29 protein-coding genes and 1 pseudogene are annotated in these 18,712 nt (G+C 43.0%); 9 read left to right on the top strand and 21 right to left on the bottom strand.

Annotation, left to right across the window (positions count from 1 at the left end):
* Window positions 1-69 precede the first annotated feature (69 nt).
* On the bottom strand, window positions 70-1,059 hold the full coding sequence (locus QUB12_RS21230) for an ATP-binding protein (protein ID WP_333308268.1): 990 nt from the start codon (window positions 1,057-1,059) through the stop codon (window positions 70-72).
* Window positions 1,060-1,744: 685 nt separating this feature from the next.
* On the opposite strand from QUB12_RS21230, the gene QUB12_RS21235 reads away from it, so the two are divergent.
* The 3 genes from QUB12_RS21235 to QUB12_RS21245 all read left to right on the top strand — a co-directional run bounded on the left by QUB12_RS21235 (window position 1,745) and on the right by QUB12_RS21245 (window position 3,804).
* Window positions 1,745-1,927, top strand: coding sequence for a hypothetical protein (locus tag QUB12_RS21235; RefSeq protein ID WP_333308270.1), 183 nt, complete (start codon window positions 1,745-1,747; stop codon window positions 1,925-1,927).
* Between the two features lie 108 nt (window positions 1,928-2,035).
* Window positions 2,036-2,869 carry a CFI-box-CTERM domain-containing protein gene (locus QUB12_RS21240; RefSeq protein ID WP_333308272.1) on the top strand — a complete coding sequence of 278 codons (834 nt, stop codon included), beginning with the start codon at window positions 2,036-2,038 and terminating at the stop codon, window positions 2,867-2,869.
* A 26-nt stretch (window positions 2,870-2,895) separates the two neighbouring features.
* Window positions 2,896-3,804 (top strand): YqaE/Pmp3 family membrane protein, encoded by a 909-nt coding sequence (locus QUB12_RS21245; protein ID WP_333143123.1) that lies wholly within the window; start codon window positions 2,896-2,898, stop codon window positions 3,802-3,804.
* A gap of 100 nt (window positions 3,805-3,904) precedes the next feature.
* Here the strand turns inward: QUB12_RS21245 and QUB12_RS21250 are convergent, their stop codons facing one another.
* The 16 genes from QUB12_RS21250 to QUB12_RS21325 all read right to left on the bottom strand — a co-directional run bounded on the left by QUB12_RS21250 (window position 3,905) and on the right by QUB12_RS21325 (window position 8,637).
* Complete coding sequence (locus QUB12_RS21250) at window positions 3,905-4,348, bottom strand: PIN domain-containing protein (RefSeq protein WP_333102745.1); 444 nt, start codon at window positions 4,346-4,348, stop codon at window positions 3,905-3,907.
* Window positions 4,336-4,551 carry a hypothetical protein gene (locus tag QUB12_RS21255; RefSeq protein ID WP_333102747.1) on the bottom strand — a complete coding sequence of 72 codons (216 nt, stop codon included), beginning with the start codon at window positions 4,549-4,551 and terminating at the stop codon, window positions 4,336-4,338. The genes QUB12_RS21250 and QUB12_RS21255 overlap by 13 nt, the downstream gene beginning before the upstream one ends.
* Before the next feature lie 144 nt (window positions 4,552-4,695).
* Complete coding sequence (locus QUB12_RS21260; protein ID WP_333143124.1) at window positions 4,696-4,833, bottom strand: hypothetical protein; 138 nt, start codon at window positions 4,831-4,833, stop codon at window positions 4,696-4,698.
* On the bottom strand, window positions 4,802-5,161 hold the full coding sequence (locus QUB12_RS21265; RefSeq protein ID WP_333102749.1) for a DUF5615 family PIN-like protein: 360 nt from the start codon (window positions 5,159-5,161) through the stop codon (window positions 4,802-4,804). Before QUB12_RS21265 ends, QUB12_RS21260 begins: the two co-directional genes overlap by 32 nt.
* A gap of 3 nt (window positions 5,162-5,164) precedes the next feature.
* Entirely contained in the window at window positions 5,165-5,389 is a 225-nt protein-coding gene (locus tag QUB12_RS21270) for a DUF433 domain-containing protein (RefSeq protein ID WP_333031785.1), read from the bottom strand.
* An 80-nt stretch (window positions 5,390-5,469) separates the two neighbouring features.
* On the bottom strand, window positions 5,470-5,682 hold the full coding sequence (locus QUB12_RS21275; RefSeq protein WP_333143125.1) for a ParE family toxin-like protein: 213 nt from the start codon (window positions 5,680-5,682) through the stop codon (window positions 5,470-5,472).
* A 42-nt stretch (window positions 5,683-5,724) separates the two neighbouring features.
* A complete protein-coding gene (locus tag QUB12_RS21280) occupies window positions 5,725-5,925 on the bottom strand; it encodes a hypothetical protein (protein WP_333143126.1) in 201 nt (66 codons plus the stop codon).
* A 126-nt stretch (window positions 5,926-6,051) separates the two neighbouring features.
* Window positions 6,052-6,438 (bottom strand): type II toxin-antitoxin system VapC family toxin, encoded by a 387-nt coding sequence (locus tag QUB12_RS21285; protein ID WP_333143127.1) that lies wholly within the window; start codon window positions 6,436-6,438, stop codon window positions 6,052-6,054.
* The gene (locus QUB12_RS21290; RefSeq protein WP_333109591.1) at window positions 6,431-6,661 is read right to left on the bottom strand and encodes a hypothetical protein; all 231 of its coding nucleotides are present in this window, start codon (window positions 6,659-6,661) and stop codon (window positions 6,431-6,433) included. The genes QUB12_RS21285 and QUB12_RS21290 overlap by 8 nt, the downstream gene beginning before the upstream one ends.
* A gap of 151 nt (window positions 6,662-6,812) precedes the next feature.
* Window positions 6,813-7,073, bottom strand: a complete 261-nt coding sequence (locus QUB12_RS21295; protein WP_333054057.1) for a type II toxin-antitoxin system RelE family toxin — start codon at window positions 7,071-7,073, stop codon at window positions 6,813-6,815.
* 2 nt (window positions 7,074-7,075) lie between these two features.
* The gene (locus QUB12_RS21300; RefSeq protein ID WP_333143128.1) at window positions 7,076-7,288 is read right to left on the bottom strand and encodes a hypothetical protein; all 213 of its coding nucleotides are present in this window, start codon (window positions 7,286-7,288) and stop codon (window positions 7,076-7,078) included.
* A gap of 73 nt (window positions 7,289-7,361) precedes the next feature.
* Window positions 7,362-7,493 (bottom strand): hypothetical protein, encoded by a 132-nt coding sequence (locus tag QUB12_RS21305; RefSeq protein ID WP_333143129.1) that lies wholly within the window; start codon window positions 7,491-7,493, stop codon window positions 7,362-7,364.
* Window positions 7,490-7,744, bottom strand: a complete 255-nt coding sequence (locus QUB12_RS21310; protein ID WP_333308274.1) for a hypothetical protein — start codon at window positions 7,742-7,744, stop codon at window positions 7,490-7,492. The genes QUB12_RS21305 and QUB12_RS21310 overlap by 4 nt, the downstream gene beginning before the upstream one ends.
* 101 nt (window positions 7,745-7,845) lie before the next feature.
* Complete coding sequence (locus QUB12_RS21315; RefSeq protein ID WP_333143131.1) at window positions 7,846-8,097, bottom strand: type II toxin-antitoxin system RelE/ParE family toxin; 252 nt, start codon at window positions 8,095-8,097, stop codon at window positions 7,846-7,848.
* On the bottom strand, window positions 8,094-8,336 hold the full coding sequence (locus QUB12_RS21320) for a hypothetical protein (protein ID WP_333143132.1): 243 nt from the start codon (window positions 8,334-8,336) through the stop codon (window positions 8,094-8,096). The genes QUB12_RS21315 and QUB12_RS21320 overlap by 4 nt, the downstream gene beginning before the upstream one ends.
* A gap of 163 nt (window positions 8,337-8,499) precedes the next feature.
* Entirely contained in the window at window positions 8,500-8,637 is a 138-nt protein-coding gene (locus QUB12_RS21325) for a hypothetical protein (protein WP_333143133.1), read from the bottom strand.
* 148 nt (window positions 8,638-8,785) lie between these two features.
* On the opposite strand from QUB12_RS21325, the gene QUB12_RS21330 reads away from it, so the two are divergent.
* Window positions 8,786-9,037 (top strand): helix-turn-helix transcriptional regulator, encoded by a 252-nt coding sequence (locus QUB12_RS21330; protein ID WP_333143134.1) that lies wholly within the window; start codon window positions 8,786-8,788, stop codon window positions 9,035-9,037.
* A gap of 71 nt (window positions 9,038-9,108) precedes the next feature.
* The gene (locus QUB12_RS21335; RefSeq protein WP_333109585.1) at window positions 9,109-9,366 is read left to right on the top strand and encodes a BrnA antitoxin family protein; all 258 of its coding nucleotides are present in this window, start codon (window positions 9,109-9,111) and stop codon (window positions 9,364-9,366) included.
* A gap of 38 nt (window positions 9,367-9,404) precedes the next feature.
* On the opposite strand, the gene QUB12_RS21340 is transcribed toward QUB12_RS21335, so the two are convergent.
* From QUB12_RS21340 to QUB12_RS21350, 3 genes and pseudogenes are all read right to left on the bottom strand, one after another.
* Entirely contained in the window at window positions 9,405-9,572 is a 168-nt protein-coding gene (locus QUB12_RS21340; RefSeq protein WP_333143135.1) for a type II toxin-antitoxin system RelE/ParE family toxin, read from the bottom strand.
* 239 nt (window positions 9,573-9,811) lie between these two features.
* Window positions 9,812-10,042 (bottom strand): hypothetical protein, encoded by a 231-nt coding sequence (locus QUB12_RS21345; RefSeq protein ID WP_333143136.1) that lies wholly within the window; start codon window positions 10,040-10,042, stop codon window positions 9,812-9,814.
* Between the two features lie 188 nt (window positions 10,043-10,230).
* Window positions 10,231-11,442, bottom strand: a pseudogene (locus tag QUB12_RS21350) (glycosyltransferase).
* Window positions 11,443-11,564: 122 nt separating this feature from the next.
* Here QUB12_RS21350 and QUB12_RS21355 point away from each other — a divergent pair.
* The 3 genes from QUB12_RS21355 to glcD all read left to right on the top strand — a co-directional run bounded on the left by QUB12_RS21355 (window position 11,565) and on the right by glcD (window position 14,587).
* Complete coding sequence (locus QUB12_RS21355) at window positions 11,565-11,957, top strand: transporter (protein ID WP_333143137.1); 393 nt, start codon at window positions 11,565-11,567, stop codon at window positions 11,955-11,957.
* A gap of 200 nt (window positions 11,958-12,157) precedes the next feature.
* Entirely contained in the window at window positions 12,158-13,042 is an 885-nt protein-coding gene (locus tag QUB12_RS21360; RefSeq protein WP_333143138.1) for a DUF6671 family protein, read from the top strand.
* A gap of 69 nt (window positions 13,043-13,111) precedes the next feature.
* Entirely contained in the window at window positions 13,112-14,587 is a 1,476-nt protein-coding gene (gene glcD, locus QUB12_RS21365; RefSeq protein WP_333308277.1) for a glycolate oxidase subunit GlcD, read from the top strand.
* A gap of 204 nt (window positions 14,588-14,791) precedes the next feature.
* Here glcD and QUB12_RS21370 read toward each other — a convergent pair whose 3' ends face one another.
* Entirely contained in the window at window positions 14,792-16,684 is a 1,893-nt protein-coding gene (locus tag QUB12_RS21370) for a PAS domain S-box protein (RefSeq protein ID WP_333308279.1), read from the bottom strand.
* A gap of 473 nt (window positions 16,685-17,157) precedes the next feature.
* On the opposite strand from QUB12_RS21370, the gene purH reads away from it, so the two are divergent.
* The gene (gene purH, locus QUB12_RS21375) at window positions 17,158-18,705 is read left to right on the top strand and encodes a bifunctional phosphoribosylaminoimidazolecarboxamide formyltransferase/IMP cyclohydrolase (protein WP_333308281.1); all 1,548 of its coding nucleotides are present in this window, start codon (window positions 17,158-17,160) and stop codon (window positions 18,703-18,705) included.
* The last annotated feature ends 7 nt before the right edge of the window (window positions 18,706-18,712 follow it).

Here is an 18,712-nt window from a genome sequence, read left to right on the forward strand (position 1 = left end):
GGCTGCAATGAATGATGAATACATGATGCTTCTTCTCAAATCCTTTTGTCAAGGCTGATTGAGATGCTCTTACCCTGCATCGGATAACTTTTGTGAGTTCAAAATTTCTTTAGCTGCTTCTCCTAAACTTCCCAATACAAAAGATCGCACGGGATGATGATCTTTTGATAATCTGGCAATTTCTCTGGGTTTTTCCCAACTATTCAATATCAAACAGCTTTGATGACAAACTTCGGCAATTAGTTTAAAAAACAACTGATAATCTTCATATCCAGTTTTATATTGTCCCGCTACTTGCCCGCTGCCCAAAAGCATCTGTACGTCATCGAGGACAATCAGACATCGGTTTTTTCGCAGGTAATCGAGGATTTGGGAAATTTTGGTTTCGATGTTTTGGGGAATTTCTGATTGTTGGGAAAATATTTGCAGCAGGTTGGTAAGGGTTGCATCGAGGGTTGGGGAAAAGCGGAGGCTGCGATAGATGACGTAATCGAATTGGGTTTTGATGCGATCGATCAGGCTTAGGGAGAGGGTTGTTTTGCCGATGCCGCTGATTCCGAGGAGTGCGATGAGGCGAGTGCGATCCTGTGTTATCCAGTTTTCGAGGGTGGAGAGTTCGGAAGTGCGATCGAAAAACGTGAATATTTCCGGTGCGTCGCCTAAGTCTATGTGGAGTTGGGTTGGAGTTTGTTGGGGGTTTTGAGCTTCTGTGGGACTTCTCGCCCTTTCTTGACAAACATTAAGGTTATTATTAACTGTTCCATAATTTTTAGCAATAGCTGATGAATAACTATTATAAAATTTTGCTCTTTCCAGTATCGCTCTAACATTTACTTTACTAACATCTTCCCCGAAGACATCTGATAGTATCTTCCATAATTCAGAAGCGGCCACCCTAACATAACCTTCACTACAATCACGGTCTTGGGCTACTTTTGTTGTATATTTTCGACCTTGGAGGACTTCTTTTAAAATAGCTTCTTGCAGGTCGTCTAAGTGCTTCCCTGTTTTGGAAAAAACTTTGTCATCGGCAAATCTTAAGACTTCCTTAAGCTCCATAGATCGCGTTTGGGGTAATTTTTAGTTATTATAACTTATTTTTTATAACTTTTTAGATAACAAAATATAACATTTTCTAAAGTGAGTGGGTGGGGGATGGGCCAAAGTGGTCATTGTATGATTTTTGGAGTAGAGGTTGGTTGCACTGAGGGCGATCGGGCCACATCCGGGCTTGTCGATATTTCTGGTATTTGCGGGGCGTCTGGGGTCAGTCCCGACATCTCTGACTTGCTCAACCTCATGAACATACCATATTCAGCGTTACAGAACTCAACCAAATGGAAACTGTCCCTGTAAAAATGTCAGATATTCGAGTTCCAAATAGAAGCGAACTCATTGAAGGAAAAATAAGGTCAATAGAAAATTCTCCTGACTCTATCTCAAGTCTGCTTCACGACGAAACAGATCCTATAACTCTCCATAAAGGTACACCACCTTACGAAGTTTATAGTGGAAGACACAGAGTTTATGTAGCCAATCAAAAGGGGATTAAGATAACTCCGGCGGTTTTCAATTAATCAGATATGACGCTTTTATTATGAAAAGGTTAGAGGGTTAATGGAACGCGCCCGCCAACATTTATAGCAAAGGTTAAATGTTAGACGATAACTTCACCAAACCTGCTAGTCAGAGTTCAGTTAATACTGAGATTGAGTTGAATCTTACAAACATCAATGGAGTAGTTATGGCTAGAAAACACATGGGTACAGTTAAAACGCCGACAGATTCTTCTTACGATTATTATTGGGATGAAGATACTGGCGAAGTATATGTTGGTAATGAATCTGCTGGTAAAGCCTCATCCGCTGATGAAGCTTGGCGTAAAGCGAATTTCTACGCAACTACGCTTCAGAAATGGAAGGATTGATTGAGAAAACTTGCGATCGCCCACATTGACAGGAAAAGTTAAAGGTTGGGCGATCGATCACAAAAATGTACTGGCTTGTTGTTGAAAATATCAATTTGGAGTGGAAAAATGTTTAACCTAAATGAAGGTGATTATATATATAAAGATACTACCTTCAAGAGGCTTGAGGATGCTAAAGCTTCTTGCTTGGAAGCTAAAAAATATCAAAAATTAGGATACTATAAAAAGGCTCTTGAAAAATACAATTTTAGTTTATACTCTTTCGAGAATTTTTTTGGTTTTTGCGCGTTAGATAGTGCTGCATTATCTCCAAAAACCCAAGTCTTTTTACTTTTATTTGTTGTTGACATAGTAGGCCAAATTAAAAAGTGTTATACGAAACTCAAGGAACCTTACAAATTATCAGTATTCCTTAAAATCTTTGAAGAAATAGTAAAGACCATTGGTGAAAATGAAAAATTATTAAGTGCTGAACAACTTATTTTTTATCAGAAATTAAAACAAGAAATAGAATTAGATGCTGATGAAATTGAATTTGCTGAAGCTAAAGCTTTTTTAGAAAAAAGCCATCAAGCTATTATTGACAATTCAGACGATCCCATATTTAGAGAAATGGTTTCATACTATGAAGAATGTTGTTCCTATGAAACATTTCTTGTGCCATCCAAAGGAGTTATTATTAGTAGTAGTTCTAGTAGCTCTTGCTTCATTGCCACAGCAGCTTACTGCACTTCCGCACACCCAGACATCGACACCTTCCGCAATTTCCGGGACAAAAAACTTTTAACCAATCCTGTTGGTCAAGTGTTAGTCAGCTTATACTACAAGATTAGCCCTAGCGTCGCTAACTATGTGAAAAGGCAGCCGGTTATCAAGAGCTTTTTAAGACAGCAGCTAGAGCGTTTAGCTGAGTGGATGCGTAGCCGAGAAGTTAAAAGTTAGTACAGTTTTAAAAGGAACTATTTAACATGAATAATTCGGATCAAAGTGAAGAATTACGGATCAGGGCAAAGTTACATATTCAAAGTCAAAATTACCAAGCAGCTATTGAAGACTGCAACCGATTATTGCAACTAACCCCCAATGACTCGCAAGTTTACTGGTACAGACAAATTGCATGGCAAAAGTTGGGAAATAATCAAGAAGCTATTAAAGATTGCAATGAATTTTTGAAACTTCAACCTAATTCTGCTCAAGGTTATTCATTTCGTGCATCCTTATTTGAGATTACAGGTAACTTACAGAGGGCACTAGATGATTGCAATCAAGCTTTATCTATTAATAATAGTGACGTGAATGAGATAGCATACACTTTGAGAGGCGATATTTATATTAAGTTAAAAAACTATCAGGCAGCGCTTCAAGATTTTAACCAAAGCATTCGTTTAGACCCAGAAGATATTAAAATCCACCAAAGAAGAGGCTGTTGTCACAAAGACCTCGAAAATTACCATGAAGCAATTATCGACTTTACAGAGGTAATTCGCAGAGATCGTAATTACTATAGAGCTTACTATGGACGAGGTGGAGCTTATATGTCATTAGATGATATGAAAAGCGCCGCTTCAGACTTCGATACAGCAGCTAGATTATCCCAGGCTCAGGGAGATACTAAGGCATCCCAGGAGGCTATGATGTGGGCTAACATACTGAGGAATGCGGAAGGAAGTAGTGACAGCAGTATCAGTGATAATAAGCAAAGCCCCGTTCAGATGAGCCACGTAGTCGCGGCGATTTTGTTTCCCCCGCTGGGCGTATTTTTGACGGTTGGGCTTGGCATTCATTTTTGGATCAGCCTGGTGCTCACATTTGTTTTTACGTGGATTCCCGGCATGATCCACGCTGTTTGGCTGGTTTACAATCACGATCGAAGTTAAGCAGTCGGGAAGTACGATCGCCCTTATCTTTCCCAAAGTACGATCGCCCTTATCTTCCCAAAGTACGATCGCCCCTCTCTTCCCATCCAAAAATACTCCCTCAACTTCTCAAATTCTCCAACACTAAAACCGTTAACCCCGGTAAAGAAGGCAACCGCGCATCATTTGTCAAGAAAAACGAAGCACCCTCACGGATAGCTGTAGCCATTTGAATGGAATCGGGCGATCGCAAATTGTAAGTTGCTCTCAGTTGTGCCGCTGTTTCAGCAATATCTGGAGTTAATTCAACAACAGTTAAACTTTCTTGATTCATCAATATTTCACGATATTCTTGAGCCAAGGCAGTATTTTTCTGTCGCAGGGGATGAACTAGCACTTCTACGAGCGTTACTGTTGATGTCACTATCCTAAAATCACCGCGATTAAACGATTTAAAGAAAAGCAGCATCATCTCTAGATATTTTGGATTTTGCTCCATAAAGTAAATCAGAGGCGCAGTATCCAATCCGACAACTTGTCCCTGTAACTGAGCTATCCATTCCATGAATCTCTTTCCCGATCGACATATTCTTGAGCATCAATCCCATGCCAAATTTCCTTACCCAAACCTGATAATTCTAAAATACTGCGCTTCGGCTTAGGAATCACCCGTTGACGAATATGTGCAAACAATTCAGAGATGAGTCGCATTTGCTCATCTGGTGCAAGTTTGAGAACCTGAGTCAGTACCGTGCTGTAAGTAGACATAGACTCTTCATTAAGATTTTTGGGCTGATTGTCATTATAGCAATTTAGGAGCTAGGCAAATACGATCGCCCTTATCTTCCCCAAGTACGATCGCCCTTATTTCCCCAAGTACGATCGCCCTTATTCCCCCAAGTGCGATCGCCCTTATCTTCCCCAAGTACGATCGCCCTTATTTCCCCAAAGCGCGATCGCCCTTATTTCCCCAAAGCGCGATCGCCCTTTGCTTTCCCACACCAAACTAATTAACACCCTATCTAAGCGGTTTTCTAAACCGATATCCATCAGGTTCTACAACCACAAATGCCCCTTTTAGTTCTACTTCAGAGTAATTTTCTATAACTCCTGCTAGTTCCTTATGAACTTCATTCACCATTTTAGGTAAGACTCGAAGGTAAATCACACCTGTTCCGATCGCCCTCACAAAAACAAGATTTCCGTAATCTCTGTCTCGCGTAACCAGGATACGATTTTCTGCTTGCGCTACTCTCAGTATTTCTTCATCACTTGCTTGCGCTAAACCCATTTGAGCGACCACAATTACATCATGTCCTGCATCAATCAAAAACTTTGTGGTGACAGCATACACATCTTGATCAATCAGAAATTTCATAATTTAAGCTAATGCCAAATGCACATCTTCAGCCGCCACCAGTGCGATCGCATAACGCAAGCACGCCCGAATATCATCCATTTCCAGATCGGGATAGTAGTCTCGGATAATTTCTCCAAAAGAAAGCCCTTCATTTAGTAATTCGAGAACGCTTTGTACAGTAATGCGCGTACCCATTATGCAAGGCTTACCGAAGTGAATTTGAGGGTTGACGGAGATTCTGTCCATTTTGACCACGCAGCTCTATGTCTCTTCTATTTTAAGTCATCAGGTAGGCGATCGCAACCTGTATTTTTTCACCACCGGCATTATTTTCCTATCAGCCGATCGTACTCTGCGTGAGTACCAATCCAAAACCACAAAATGCCTGTTTCAATTTCAACACCCAACGCCCGATAAGCCTGTCCGGCCCTTACAGACCAATAATTACCAACCTTCTTAAAATGCAGAGAAGGATGAGACGGATCTGCCTTCAGCAACTCATAACACTGATCTGCTGTAGCTTGTACATTTGATGGCAAAGCATTGTAACAATCCCAAAATTTTCTCCTTCGTATAGTGCATTAAATCTCTCGATAGTTACCACTCTCAAAATCTGCGATCGCCTCTGCTGCTAAAGCATCCAGTTTACCCTCAGCAATATCTTTCTCTAACTGAACATCCCATCGTTGGTAATCCAAATTTAGAAACCATTCTAACAACTCTCCAATCTTGTTGGGCGGAAGTTGGAGAATCGCATTTTCTATCTGTTCAATAGTCAACATAGGCTATCTTAACTTACACTAAATTTCGTTGATTTTTTGGCGGGGTATTTATTATATCTCAATTCGGGATTCGGGGAAAAGCGATCGCCCTTATCTTCCCCAAAGTACGATCGCCCCTTCTTTTACCTAATCAAATGGATTCAATATAGTTAACCCATTAACACGCTTAAAATCCTTAGCATTGCGAGTCACCAAAACACATCCCTCAACTAAAGCACAGGCGGCAATTACACCATCACCTAGTTTTAAGCGATAATCTCGGCGAATATGGGCTGCACTATCTAACACTGATTCTGTCAATGATACGCACTTAAGAAGCCTCAAAAATTCTCGCATCTCATTCGCTTGTTCTTCTGTCAATGCCGGGTAACAAAGTAACTCCACCCAACTAATCGGAGAGTAAAATGCCTCTGCATCTCCAGCTTCAATCTCATCAAATATAGGCTGAACCTCCGGCTCGTCATAGAAGTAGTAAATCAGAATGTTGGTATCGAGAAGATATTTATTAATCATCCCATTCTTCTCTAAGTTGCAACTGGAATTCCAAAGCATCCACACGATACGGCAAAAAACCTCGCCATCTCTTTAAATTTTTCCTGGGCAATCTTTCACTGCTACTCTGAGTCTGGGTTGTTACCCGATCGCGCATCAAAGCTGACAATACTTCTAAAAGCTGCTGTTGCTCGTCAGGAGTAAGATTTTGAGCCTGACTCAGTACCTCGCTATAAGTAGACATAGGCTTTATGTTGAGATTTTTGGGCTGATTGTCATTATAGCAATTTAGGATCGAGGGAAGTGCGATAGCCCTGATTTTCCCAAAGTACGATCGCCCTTTTCTTCCTAAAGTACGATCGCCCTTATTTTCCCAAAGTCCGATCGCACTTCAGTTAATCATAAATTTCTCTCCGGTGTCCAATCTGGTGAATAGTAATCACCTTTAAATCATCATCAAAAGAATAAATTACCCGATAATCACCCACTCTTAACTTAAAGAAACCTGCCAGATTAGCCGACAACGGCATAGGAGTAATTTGTTCAAAATTTTCCGCCAACCAATTGATTTTATTACCTATACGCTCCTGCACAGCCTGAGTCAATCTTTCTTGGTTAACCAGAGCTTCTGCAGTCAACTCAACCGAATAGCTCATTACTATTTTATGCCGAGTTTTTGATAAACTTCCCCAGGTTCGACGCTACTTTTTCCTGCTTGTTTGCGCTTCGTTGACTCTAACAATTTCTGCTTGACTTCTTCCTTAACTTCTAAACCTGCATCAGGATCGCCCAAATATTCTTCTAAACACTGTTCCACGGTATGCCTAATTAAGTCCCGCAATTGGTCAACTGTCATGTCTTTGACTTGCATCTTAATCTCCTAGTCTGTGGGATTATCAATAATAAATAATAGCAACTTTAGTACGGTTGTATCTGTAACTTAGCTATCCATTTTTAGAGTAATTTTCTCTAACTCCTGCTAGTTCCTTAACTTTGATGATAACAGGACGGGTTCCTCCTTGTTCAGAACCCTCAACAAATTCAAGTCTAGCATCATAGACTTCTCCCCGGTTCATACAGGAGATTCTCCCAATTGCAGCGCTTCCCAACTCGCTACCGCAAACTCAGCCTCGATCTGTAGCACTTGAGCTTGATACTCTGGATCTTGTACCATTTCAATCAGTCCTGCATCAATTTCCGATCGTTTACCCTGAGTTTGGGTTGTTACCCGATCGCGCATCAAAGCTGACAATACTTCTAAAAGCTGCTGTTGCTCGTCAGGAGTAAGATTTTGAGCCTGACTCAGTACCTCGCTATAAGTAGACATAGGCTTTATGTTGAGATTTTTTGGCTGATTGTTATTATAGCAATTTAGGATCGAGGGAAGTGCGATCGCCCTTTTCTTCCCCAAAGAAAGTGCGAGCCCCCTTATTTGTAAACATCCCCCCTAGAATTAATCGCAGTCACAACATATACTTGATTTTCCCTGTCTTCTACAAAAAGTATCCGATATTTACCCACTCGCAGCCTTAATTCAGGACGACCTTTAAGTTGCTTAATGTCAAGCCCTCTATCGTCACTTACTAAAGTATCTAAAGCCTTGACAATTCGTACTTGGTCATCCGGTTGCATTCGCGATAAATAGCGTTCTGCTGCTTTCAGGAGAATGTAGTCACTCAATTTTTTTCTCCAAATAGCTTCACTTTGAGTTCTTGGGAGGATATCCCCCGATCGCGACCAGCTTGGTAATCTTGCCAAGCAGCCTCGCTCTCTGCTATTTCTTCTGCTGAAATTACTTCATCATCTTCGGCAACTTCTTCCCGTAACTGAATCATCTTTTTCAATTCTTCTAATAACCGCAGTTTGTCTGCAAGCGTGAGGCTTTTAACTTGATTCAGTACCTTGCTATAAGTAAACATAGATTTGGTTGTAAGAGTTTTTGCTTGCTCTCTATTATATCTCCATTTAAAATTATGGGAAAAGCGATCGCCCTTTTATTCCCAAAGTTCGATCGCTCTTATACTATCTTGCACAATTTGTTAGCTGTTGCGAATTCACCTCAAAGGATCTCGCAAACTCCGCTTACGGCAGCAATCTTTTGATAATCCGCAAGTGTTCCTCGGCGTCGTTTCGGCGGCGAAAACGCGCCACAGTCAGGCGTTGCAGGTTGGGCAGGTGGCGGTAAATCACCCACGGGTAAAGTTGTTGTTTGTAGTTCATCCTAGTTCTGCAATAGATTGCGGACAAAATGAGACACTAGAAAGGCAGGGCTGATTTCCCGTACTCTGCCCTTTTGCTGTCTATATAGACATAGTGTCTGGACAAAGTTGTTTTGTCAAGTAGTCTAGACACTATGTCACATTTTGTAATGATTAAGCGAAGACAACCTCAAGAAGAAGCTGGCGAATCACCGCTGAAAAAACTCAGAGATGAGTTAGGAATGTCCCAAGAAGAATTTGCTCGGCAAATTGGGACATCGGTACGCACTGTGAGTCGCTGGGAAGCCGGAGATAACGTGCCGACATTCACAATTGCCCAGATGAAAGCTTTGGCAAATTTTTTGCGATCGCGCCGGTTAACTCTTGATGACTTGCCCGATCGCTTTGGCCCGCCTGAGTGAGTATCCGATCGCCCTTTATGCTATACTCTAAGTATATACGCTTTGTATATACATTTTTAGGTACTTTGAATATGACTATCTCGCGCAAACGACTTGAAAAATTAGAAAATATTCCAGAATCTGCGATCGATACCTCTGATATTCCTGAATTAGATGCGAATTTTTGGGCAAAAGCAAAACTCGTAACACCACTGACAAAACAAGCTATTTCTTTAAGAGTTGATAGCGATGTATTAGATTGGTTTAAAAGCCAAGGAAAAGGCTATCAATCTTTAATGAACGCTGTGCTGCGCTCGTATGTTGAACATCACGTAAAAAGCAGTGAATAAATAAATGTGCGATCGCCCTTTTCTTCCCAAAGTGCGCCCTAATACACTTCACGACGATGAGCAATAACAGTCACAACCACACGCTTTTGCTCATCATCAATTTCATAAACTACCCGATAATCTCCAACGCGATAGCGATAGTATCCAGCTAATTCGCCTTTGAGTTGCTTAATATTTGGATGACTGCGAGGGTCAGTTTTCAACATCTCAAAACATCTATAGCAATCCTAAATCATTCATGTAAATTTGTAGGGGTAGTGCTACCCCTACTCCCCGTGCCTACCCCCTATCTATCGGGGCAACCACAGGGGGATTGCCCCTACAATAATTAGGCGAATGATTTAGGGTTGCTATATCTAGCTTGCGTTGTAAAGAAGCTGATGCTTCTTCAAAAAACTCCTGAGCATCAAAGCTAAGAACGACTGAATAAAACTTTAGACTTTCATCAGTATTTTCGTTTGAGTTGCTCAACGGTCGTCACCTTACCTGCTGCTACATCTTTTTGGGCTTTATTAAATACTTCAAGAAAACCGGGAATTTTTAATAATTCCACCGTAGCTTCATTGCTTTCACGTTCTGCTAAATAAGCTAAGAAATCAGCCACAACGATCAGCCGTTCAGGAGATAAGCGATCTATGGATTGCTTAAGATTCTGGCGAAGTTCTTGAGTTTTCATAGTTCATAGCTATTGAAAATTATTAGAGCTGGCTATTTTATTATACCAGATAGTCTGAAATTTGGCTCCTGCGGCCCTGATTTTGCCTGCATTGCGATCGCCCCGATGTTGCCTGCATGGCGATCGCCCTGAACTTCCTCTGCATGGAAATTTAGTTTTGAGGACGGTTGCCAGTAACTTTAATGTGATCACCTACGCTTCAAGCTCAGCACGCTGAGAAAAAAGCTCGACAAAACCATCTGCAAACCGACAGTCAGGCAAGTGAGCGAGGGAATAACCAAACGCAGAGTTTTAGAAGGGTCGAGAGTACCAAAAGCCGTTTCGCTCCAGATAGTTAATGACAAGAACGAGCCAACTATTCCGATTAATATCAGCGTGACTCCGACAATCAATCCTGTCTCTAGGGTGACATAGCGAAATATTTTGTTGACTTTGGGGTCTTCCGGCAGGAATTTCTCGCTGATGGCGAAAATTTTGGTGAAAAAAGCGAAAGTTACTGCTTGAAAACCGATGATAATTGCGATCGCACCATAAAGCAACGTGTGTACATCAAAGCTGATACTCCCAATCTTTTGAGTACCGGGTAACAGCCAAACCACGATAATTATGCCCCCAATCATCAGCGCAGTACCCGGATACAAAAACAGCCACCGAGGACTGTAAAGCAGCAAAAATCGCAGGTGCCGCCAGCCATCTCGCCAAGTTCGCAAGTGCGGCGGACGGCTGCGCCCGTCGGGAGAAAGTACGGTTGAGATTTCAGTTATCCGCAGCTTGTATACAGAGGCCTTGACTACCATTTCGCTAGCAAATTCCATCCCCGTTGTTTGCAAGTCGAGTTTCAAAATTGAGTCTCTCCTAAAACCCCTGAGTCCGCAGTGAAAATCGCCGACGGGACTTGCAAAAAATAGCCGCCCAACCCATGTCAGCACCGGATTTCCTAAATATTTGTGCAGCGGCGGCATTGCACCCGGTTTGATGCCCCCTTGAAAGCGGTTTCCCATCACTAAGTCGAAACCTTCTCGCAATTTGTTGACAAAAGCGCCGAGGTTGGAAAAATTGTAGCTGTCGTCAGCATCGCCCATGATAATATAAACTCCGCGGGCTGCGATGATTCCTCCCATCAGAGCGCTGCCTTAGCCTTTAGCTGCTACGGGCAGAACTCTCGCTCCCATTCTGGTAGCGATATCTTGAGAACCGTCAGTGCTGCCGTTGTCTGCTATGATGATCTCGCCGGCCATATCAAGTTCGCGCAGGAACTTCTGTGCCTTCTCGATGCAGATTTCTAAAGTTTCTGCTTCGTTCAGACAAGGCATGAGTATCGATAGTTCTAGAGTATATTCTCCGGTTGGGTTGGTCGGCTCTGCCATATATGGGTTCCACTCTCGATCGCGATCGACCATACTTGATTTTCCTGTATCTCTGCTAAAAATATTAGTGGTGAATAAAACCTAGCAAAACTTAATTAAAGTTTTTCCGGTTTTGGGAACGGCAATTTTTGATTGTACTATAGGTTAATAAACTTATGAATAGAAGCGTGTTTTTGTTATTGCTGGCTGCAATATTGTGCGGCGTCGCCGGTCAATTCAGTCTGAAGGCAGGAGCTAAAATATTAGGGCCCATTGGCGCTGCTAATTTAATAGAAAAAATTATAGCAATGGCTACTGAGCCTTTGATAGTAAGTGGTCTTTCTTTGTATGCAATTTCTTCGATCGGCTTTATTGTAGTTTTGTCGCGGGCACACCTTAGCATAGTCTCACCTTTACTGTCAATTAGTTACTTGTTTACTGTTTTAGGTGGCAAACTGATATTTCACGAGCCTTTGCCGCCGCTGCGGTTGGTAGGCGTGGGGCTAATTATGACAGGAGTAATTTTTGTACTCAGAGGTCAAGCTGGGGGAGTGACTGGAGGGAACTAATACGATTTTAGATTTTAGATTTTAGATTTTAGATTTTAGATTTTAGATTGAAGAATTTTAAATTAAGTCCACAGGTGAATATCATGAATATTTAACTGAGGTCTAAAATTTTTACTCGCAAGTTAAGTCAGGGTTTCTATCGGTTGTGGGGCGGTGGAAAGGGTGTATGTGAGTTTTTTTTCCTAAAATGATGCTGCTGTATGTCTAATATTTATGAGCCTGTGAATCCCAATCAATTATTGAGCTATCGCACCGCAGTTATTGCTACCATGCACCAAAAAGAACGGGTAATGGCTCCCATTTTGGAACGAGAATTGGGCGTAAATATCCTAGTACCTGCGGCGCTTGACACTGACGCATTCGGCACCTTCACCAGAGAAGTTAAACGCTTAGGAACACAAATAGAAGCGGCTCGCCATAAAGCACAAAAAGCCCTAGAAATTGCGGGCGAAACTCTTGCCTTTGCCAGCGAAGGTTTTTTCGGCCCTCACCCAATGATGCCGTATCTGCCAGCTAACAGAGAAATCGTAATTTTATTAGATCGAACCAACAATCTAGAACTAATCGGTGACTCTTTCTCCGTGGAAACTAACTACAGTCACCAGTTAGTTTCCAGTATACAAGAAGCAGATGATTTTGCGAAAAAAGCGGGATTTCCCGAACATGGACTGGTGGTTGTAGTTGGCGACGCTGCCCTCGGTAACGGCGAAATTGTCAAGGGAATTAGGACAGAAAAAAAACTTTTTGACGCTGTTACAGCAGGCTTAAAAAAATCGTCAACCGGCCGAGTTCACATCGAAACAGATATGCGGGCGATGTACAATCCAACTCGGATGAAAAACATCGAAAATGCAACTCTCGATTTAGTTAAAAAATTTAAGCAATTCTGCCCGGAGTGCGGTTGGCCGGGGTTCGATATTGCTGAGACGAAAATCGGATTGCCCTGCGGACTTTGCTATTTTCCGACTCAGCTAGTGCGATCGGCAATCTATAAATGCAAAAACTGCGGTTATACTAAAGAAAAACTATTTCCCGACGGTCGAGACACTGCCGATCCTTCCCTGTGTCAATATTGCAACCCTTAGAAAAATAATTGGCTAAACTTAGTAAAATTTGCAACAATATTATTGATAGTTCCCTAATAAAAATCACTAATGATAGCCGTAGAAACAGAACGCAACTGGAAACCCGTTATTAAAGAATTCGAGGCTGTAGTTGGCAAAAATGGCGTCGTGCAGCGCCGCGAAGAATTGATTGTCTACGAGTGCGACGGACTCGCCAGCTACCGCCAGCGCCCCGCCCTGGTGGTATTGCCTCGAACTACCGAGGAAGTGGCGCAAGTGGTCAAAATATGCGATCGCAACTCAATTCCCTGGGTGGCTAGAGGCGCAGGCACCGGCCTTTCCGGCGGCGCTTTGCCTGTAGAAAACTGCGTGCTGATTGTTACTGCCCTGATGCGAAAAATCCTGAAAGTAGACTTAGAAAATCAGCAAGTAGTCGTGCAACCGGGAGTAATTAATAACTGGGTAACGCAAGCAGTTAGCGGCGCCGGTTTCTACTACGCCCCCGATCCTTCCAGTCAAATTATTTGTTCGATTGGCGGCAACGTTGCCGAAAATTCTGGCGGCGTTCACTGCCTCAAATACGGAGTCACAACAAATCACGTTTTAGGATTAAAATTGGTACTTCCCGACGGTTCAATTGTCGATGTCGGTGGCGAAATTTCCGAAATGCCCGGTTACGATTTAACTGGTGTATTTGTCGGTTCCGAAGGCACATTAGGAATCGCCACAGAAGTTACTTTACGAATTCTCAAAGCGCCGGAATCGATTTGCGTTCTCCTAGCGGATTTTTCCAGTATAGAAGCAGCGGGCGAATCAGTTTCCGATATTATCAGCGCTGGTATTATTCCCGGCGGCATGGAAATTATGGATAACATCAGCATCAATGCTGTGGAAGATGTGGTAGCAACTGGATGTTATCCCCGCGATGCGGCGGCAATTCTCCTCGTAGAAATCGACGGTTTAGAAGTGGAAGTTGCCACAAACAAACAGCGGATTGCTGATATTTGCAAGCATAACGGAGCACGAAATATCACCACGGCAACCGACGCGGAAACGCGCCTAAAAATTTGGAAAGGGCGGAAAGCTGCTTTTGCGGCGGCGGGTCATCTCAGCCCGGATTATTACGTGCAAGACGGCGTGATTCCACGAACGCAAATGGCTTATGTTTTGAAAGAAATTGAGGGCTTGAGCGAGAAATACGGTTATCGAATTGCTAATGTATTTCATGCGGGAGACGGGAATTTGCACCCGCTGATTCTGTACGATAACTCGGTAAAAGGTGCGCTGGAAAAGGTGGAAGAATTGGGCGGGGAAATTCTCAGGCTTTGCGTGAAAGTTGGGGGAAGTCTTTCGGGGGAACACGGCATCGGCGCTGACAAGAAGTGTTTTATGCCGGATATGTTTTCGGAGGTAGATTTGGAGACGATGCAGTGGGTGCGCCAGGTGTTTAATCCGAAAGGTTTGGCGAATCCTGGGAAGATGTTTCCGACGCCGAAGACTTGCGGGGAAGCGGCGAGGGCTAAGGTTGAAACTTTTAAGAAGTTGGAGGGTGCAGAGGTTTTTTAATTCGCTTTTTATGCGGGTAATGTGAGCCGAAAAACACCCTGAAATTGTTTCTAGAATGGGGAGGCAGAGCCTCTAAGTATGCGTTCCCAGCCAGAGTCTGGGAACGAGAAAAAACGATTTTTCTCGTTTTTTAGGAGTGCGAGCGTCCCGCTCGCTTGCTTGCCTATATATCACGTTGGTAAGGCGCGGATTGCACATTCTGCACTAAGGTGCGATCGGAATTCTGATAGTAAATTCCGTGCCCTTGCCCAATTCCGAAGTACAATTTAATTCGCCTTTGTGTCTTTCTACAATAATTTGATAGCTAATTGACAAACCCATTCCCGTGCCTTTGCCAATGGGTTTGGTAGTAAAAAATGTATCGAATATCTGCTGTTTGACTTGCTCAGGTATTCCCGGCCCGTTGTCGGCAATTTTAATTTCTACAAAATTGCCGACAACTTCCGTACCAATCCTAATCTGGCTGGGAGTTTCTAGCATTTCTTGACAATTTTGCCTACTGTTGGCATCTTCTAAAGCATCGATCGCATTGCTGAGAATATTCATAAAAACTTGATTTATCGGCCCAGCAAAACACTCAACAGTTGGCAATTCTCCGTATTGTTTGACAATTTGAATTGGCGGCTTTTCTCCGCTCCCTTTCAAACGGTGATTGAGAATTAACAGCGTGCTGTCAATACCTTCGTGGAGGTTAACGGGTTTCATCTGTGAATCGTCATGCCGCGAAAAGTTCCGCAGCGACTGCACAATCTGGCAAATCCGCTCGACACCAACGCTCATTGAAGACAGTATTTTAGGTAAATCTTCAGCTAAAAAATCGAGATCATTTTTTTCTCTTGCCTGCTGAATTTCGGCGACGGGATTAGGATAGTGCTGTTGATAAAGTTCGAGGTGGTGAAACAAGTCTTGAGTATAATTTGTGAGATGAGCGAGATTGCCGTAAATGAAGCTGACTGGGTTGTTAATTTCGTGAGCGACCCCGGCAAGTAGCAATCCCAAACTAGACATTTTTTCGCTTTGAACTAATTGGGAATTAGTGGCTTTGAGTTGCTCAAGTGTGGCGGCTAGTTGAGCGGCTTGTTCTCTGCTTTGTGCTTCGGAATTATGCAAGGCTTCTTCGGCTTGTTTGCGCTCAGTGATGTCTCTCTGTACGCCTATAAAATGAGTTAATTTTCCCATTCGATCGCGCACAGGAGATATTGAGAAACAATTCCAGAAAGCGGTTCCGTCTTTGCGGTAATTCTTTAATATTACCTTGCATTCGCTTTCTGTTTGCAAGGCTTGGCGAATTATTTCTACTGCCGCCGGGTCGGTATCGCTTCCGTGCAAAAATCGGCCGTTTTTTCCGATTATTTCCTGTCGCCGATAACCTGTCATGCTTTCAAATGCGGGATTGCAATAAATAATTGGATTTTCGGGGTCAGTGGCGTCAGAAATCGTAACTCCGGTGCTAGTAGCTGCGATAGCTCGATCGTACAACCAAAGCATTTCTTCTGCGCGCTTGCGATCGGTAATGTCCCGCAGCGTAGCTAAATAAGCCATTTCTCCATCCCATTCCGTTTCCACCACCCGCATTTCTACTACAGCATTTGCTTTTTGCTTGCGAATAGCTTCAACTTCTGTTTGCACGACGCGAGTTCCTGGTGCTTCTGTTTTTCCAACTTGGGGAATAATATCCGTCGCCATCTCAATGTCGCAAGCTGAAACTTCTACTACTAAATTGCCAAAAAATGCTTGACCTAAAAGTTCCTCTGCTTTGCAGTTAAACAGCGCTTCTGCTGACGGGTTGGCAAAACAGACAAGTCCTCGCTTGTTAACGATTGCGATGCCGTCGGCATTTTTTTCTATCACATTCCGAAACCGAGATTCGCTAGCTTTCAAATCCTGCTTTAGCTGTTCCATTGCTCGCTCCATCTGCTGCAATTCGCACAAACTAACACTATAAGCTTCGGAAATGTTGGCCTCGGTCGAATTCTGGACTCTTTTTTTTGAAATCTGTTGGTAGCCTGTTCTATTGGCCTGATTGGGAGCAGTTTTTTTATGATTCCTGCTAATATTACTGAGTTTATTTTCGGGCTCGGCTTCTTGAAAAAACATATTTCAACCCTACCAAATTATTTTCTAGATTAAGGTGTTGCGATCGCCCAATTTTCCTAGAATTTTAGGGAGAGAGCAATTTACACCCGATGCTAGCACATTACTTTTAGAATTCATCATAAGACATCGTTAAAATTCAAGAGCGATCGCCTAGAATTATCTATTAAGTTTTATTAAGTAATTTCAACAACATTGACACTTACGTAGCGACACGAACTGTGAAAGCTGGATAGGGCTGCAATCCCCCTCGCACTCACAAAATAATCAGTTCCACGCGCAAGTCCTAAATATTTAGAAGCCACTGGTCAGTATAAAATATTATATAGGTTTGACAAAAAATCTGGGCAAAAATAAGCGAACTCATCTTTGTTTATTAAAAATAATCATAATTAGCCATTACCAAATCATGTGCCTGCCACCAGACTTGGTATAGAATATAACCTGTCTATTTTTGCGATCGCAACTTCAAACCAATGGCACGTCTAGCACTTCTGAGCACATCCAATAAAACCGGACTAATCGACTTAGCGCGCAGTCTAGTAGAAGAATTTGAATTTGACATAATTAGTAGTGGCGGGACAGCAACGGCCCTCAAAGAAGCAGGCATCCCAGTCACCAAAGTTGCGGAATATACTGGTTCCCCCGAAATTTTGGGAGGGCGAGTCAAAACACTTCACCCACGAATCCACGGTGGCATTTTAGCACGCCGCGATGTACCGGAAGACCTTGCAGATTTAACCGCAAATCAAATTCGGGCGATCGATCTAGTTGTAGTCAATTTGTATCCATTTGAAGAGACAATTTCTAAACCCGGAGTTACTCTAGCAGACGCCATTGAGCAGATAGATATCGGCGGGCCGGCGATGCTGAGAGCTTCAGCAAAAAACCACGCTCATTTGACAGTTTTGTGCGACCCAGAACAGTACAATACTTATTTAAAAGAACTGCGGGAAAATGGCGGCGAAGCATCCTTAGAGTTTCGGCAAAGATGTGCGCTAGAAACCTTCAAACATACAGCCAACTACGATCGCGCGATCGCAACTTATCTCAGCAGCAGCCAATCCGCTGAAGGTTCTTCGCTACCAGACGAGTTTAATTTATCAGGAAAAGAGTTGCAAACTCTGCGCTACGGCGAAAATCCCCATCAAGCCGCCACCTGGTATCAAAGCGGAAGTACACCGACAGGCTGGACGACTAGCACCATCCTGCAAGGCAAAGAATTAAGCTACAATAATTTAGTAGATTTAGAAGCAGCAAGGCGACTAATTGTAGAATTCCCTGACACACCCGCCGCGGCTATTCTGAAGCATACAAATCCTTGCGGCACAGCCTTGGGAACAACTATTTCTGAAGCGTATCAAAAAGCCTTCGACACCGATTCAGTCTCAGCTTTCGGCGGAATTGTCGCCCTCAATCGCCCGATTGATGCTGCTACCGCAACGGCGTTAACTCAAACATTTTTAGAATGTATCGTCGCGCCGGGGTGCGAACCAGAAGCCGAAGAAATTATCAAGAAGAAGGCGAAAGTTCGAGTATTAATTTTGCCAGATTTGACTCAAGGGCCGCCACAAACTGTTAAAATAATTGCAGGCGGTTTGCTGGTGCAAGACTCAGATAATGTAGTAGAACAAACTAGCAAATGGCGGATTGTTACTGAGAAACAGCCGACGGCGGGAGAGTTGGAAGAATTGCTGTTTGCTTGGAAAGTAGCGAAACACGTCAAATCAAATGCGATCGTTGTCACGCGCGATCGCACTACAATCGGTGTCGGCGCCGGACAAATGAATCGCGTCGGTTCGGTTAAACTAGCATTGGAACAAGCAGGAGACAAAAGCAAAGGAGCGATTTTGGCTAGCGATGGTTTCTTCCCCTTCGACGATTCAGTCAAAACTGCGGCTGAGGCGGGCATAATTGCGATCGTCCAACCGGGAGGAAGTATGCGCGATCGAGATTCCATTGAAGCCGCCAACCAACTCGGAATCACAATGGTTTTCACTGATATCCGCCACTTCTTGCATTAATTAAGTT

It is taken from the genome of Microcoleus sp. B7-D4 (assembly GCF_036705125.1).
Taxonomy (GTDB): Bacteria; Cyanobacteriota; Cyanobacteriia; order Cyanobacteriales; family Microcoleaceae; genus Microcoleus.

Excerpts from the sequence above, each read along its gene's own strand:
- QUB12_RS21320 (WP_333143132.1), bottom strand. The coding sequence starts at position 8,336 with ATGTTTACTTATAGCAAGGTACTGAATCAAGTTAAAAGCCTCACGCTT.
- QUB12_RS21355 (WP_333143137.1), top strand. The coding sequence starts at position 11,565 with ATGAATAGAAGCGTGTTTTTGTTATTGCTGGCTGCAATATTGTGCGGC.
- purH (WP_333308281.1), top strand. The coding sequence starts at position 17,158 with ATGGCACGTCTAGCACTTCTGAGCACATCCAATAAAACCGGACTAATC.
- QUB12_RS21285 (WP_333143127.1), bottom strand. The coding sequence starts at position 6,438 with ATGATTAATAAATATCTTCTCGATACCAACATTCTGATTTACTACTTC.
- QUB12_RS21250 (WP_333102745.1), bottom strand. The coding sequence starts at position 4,348 with ATGGAATGGATAGCTCAGTTACAGGGACAAGTTGTCGGATTGGATACT.
- QUB12_RS21230 (WP_333308268.1), bottom strand. The coding sequence starts at position 1,059 with ATGGAGCTTAAGGAAGTCTTAAGATTTGCCGATGACAAAGTTTTTTCC.
- QUB12_RS21235 (WP_333308270.1), top strand. The coding sequence starts at position 1,745 with ATGGCTAGAAAACACATGGGTACAGTTAAAACGCCGACAGATTCTTCT.
- QUB12_RS21310 (WP_333308274.1), bottom strand. The coding sequence starts at position 7,744 with ATGTCTACTTATAGCGAGGTACTGAGTCAGGCTCAAAATCTTACTCCT.
- QUB12_RS21270 (WP_333031785.1), bottom strand. The coding sequence starts at position 5,389 with ATGGACAGAATCTCCGTCAACCCTCAAATTCACTTCGGTAAGCCTTGC.
- QUB12_RS21255 (WP_333102747.1), bottom strand. The coding sequence starts at position 4,551 with ATGTCTACTTACAGCACGGTACTGACTCAGGTTCTCAAACTTGCACCA.
- QUB12_RS21345 (WP_333143136.1), bottom strand. The coding sequence starts at position 10,042 with ATGAAAACTCAAGAACTTCGCCAGAATCTTAAGCAATCCATAGATCGC.
- QUB12_RS21280 (WP_333143126.1), bottom strand. The coding sequence starts at position 5,925 with ATGTTGACTATTGAACAGATAGAAAATGCGATTCTCCAACTTCCGCCC.
- QUB12_RS21325 (WP_333143133.1), bottom strand. The coding sequence starts at position 8,637 with ATGAACTACAAACAACAACTTTACCCGTGGGTGATTTACCGCCACCTG.
- QUB12_RS21370 (WP_333308279.1), bottom strand. The coding sequence starts at position 16,684 with ATGTTTTTTCAAGAAGCCGAGCCCGAAAATAAACTCAGTAATATTAGC.
- QUB12_RS21330 (WP_333143134.1), top strand. The coding sequence starts at position 8,786 with ATGATTAAGCGAAGACAACCTCAAGAAGAAGCTGGCGAATCACCGCTG.
- QUB12_RS21335 (WP_333109585.1), top strand. The coding sequence starts at position 9,109 with ATGACTATCTCGCGCAAACGACTTGAAAAATTAGAAAATATTCCAGAA.
- glcD (WP_333308277.1), top strand. The coding sequence starts at position 13,112 with ATGATAGCCGTAGAAACAGAACGCAACTGGAAACCCGTTATTAAAGAA.
- QUB12_RS21290 (WP_333109591.1), bottom strand. The coding sequence starts at position 6,661 with ATGTCTACTTATAGCGAGGTACTGAGTCAGGCTCAAAATCTTACTCCT.
- QUB12_RS21360 (WP_333143138.1), top strand. The coding sequence starts at position 12,158 with ATGTCTAATATTTATGAGCCTGTGAATCCCAATCAATTATTGAGCTAT.
- QUB12_RS21265 (WP_333102749.1), bottom strand. The coding sequence starts at position 5,161 with ATGAAATTTCTGATTGATCAAGATGTGTATGCTGTCACCACAAAGTTT.
- QUB12_RS21300 (WP_333143128.1), bottom strand. The coding sequence starts at position 7,288 with ATGCAAGTCAAAGACATGACAGTTGACCAATTGCGGGACTTAATTAGG.
- QUB12_RS21245 (WP_333143123.1), top strand. The coding sequence starts at position 2,896 with ATGAATAATTCGGATCAAAGTGAAGAATTACGGATCAGGGCAAAGTTA.
- QUB12_RS21240 (WP_333308272.1), top strand. The coding sequence starts at position 2,036 with ATGTTTAACCTAAATGAAGGTGATTATATATATAAAGATACTACCTTC.
- QUB12_RS21305 (WP_333143129.1), bottom strand. The coding sequence starts at position 7,493 with ATGAACCGGGGAGAAGTCTATGATGCTAGACTTGAATTTGTTGAGGGT.
- QUB12_RS21260 (WP_333143124.1), bottom strand. The coding sequence starts at position 4,833 with ATGGATATCGGTTTAGAAAACCGCTTAGATAGGGTGTTAATTAGTTTG.
- QUB12_RS21340 (WP_333143135.1), bottom strand. The coding sequence starts at position 9,572 with ATGTTGAAAACTGACCCTCGCAGTCATCCAAATATTAAGCAACTCAAA.
- QUB12_RS21295 (WP_333054057.1), bottom strand. The coding sequence starts at position 7,073 with ATGAGCTATTCGGTTGAGTTGACTGCAGAAGCTCTGGTTAACCAAGAA.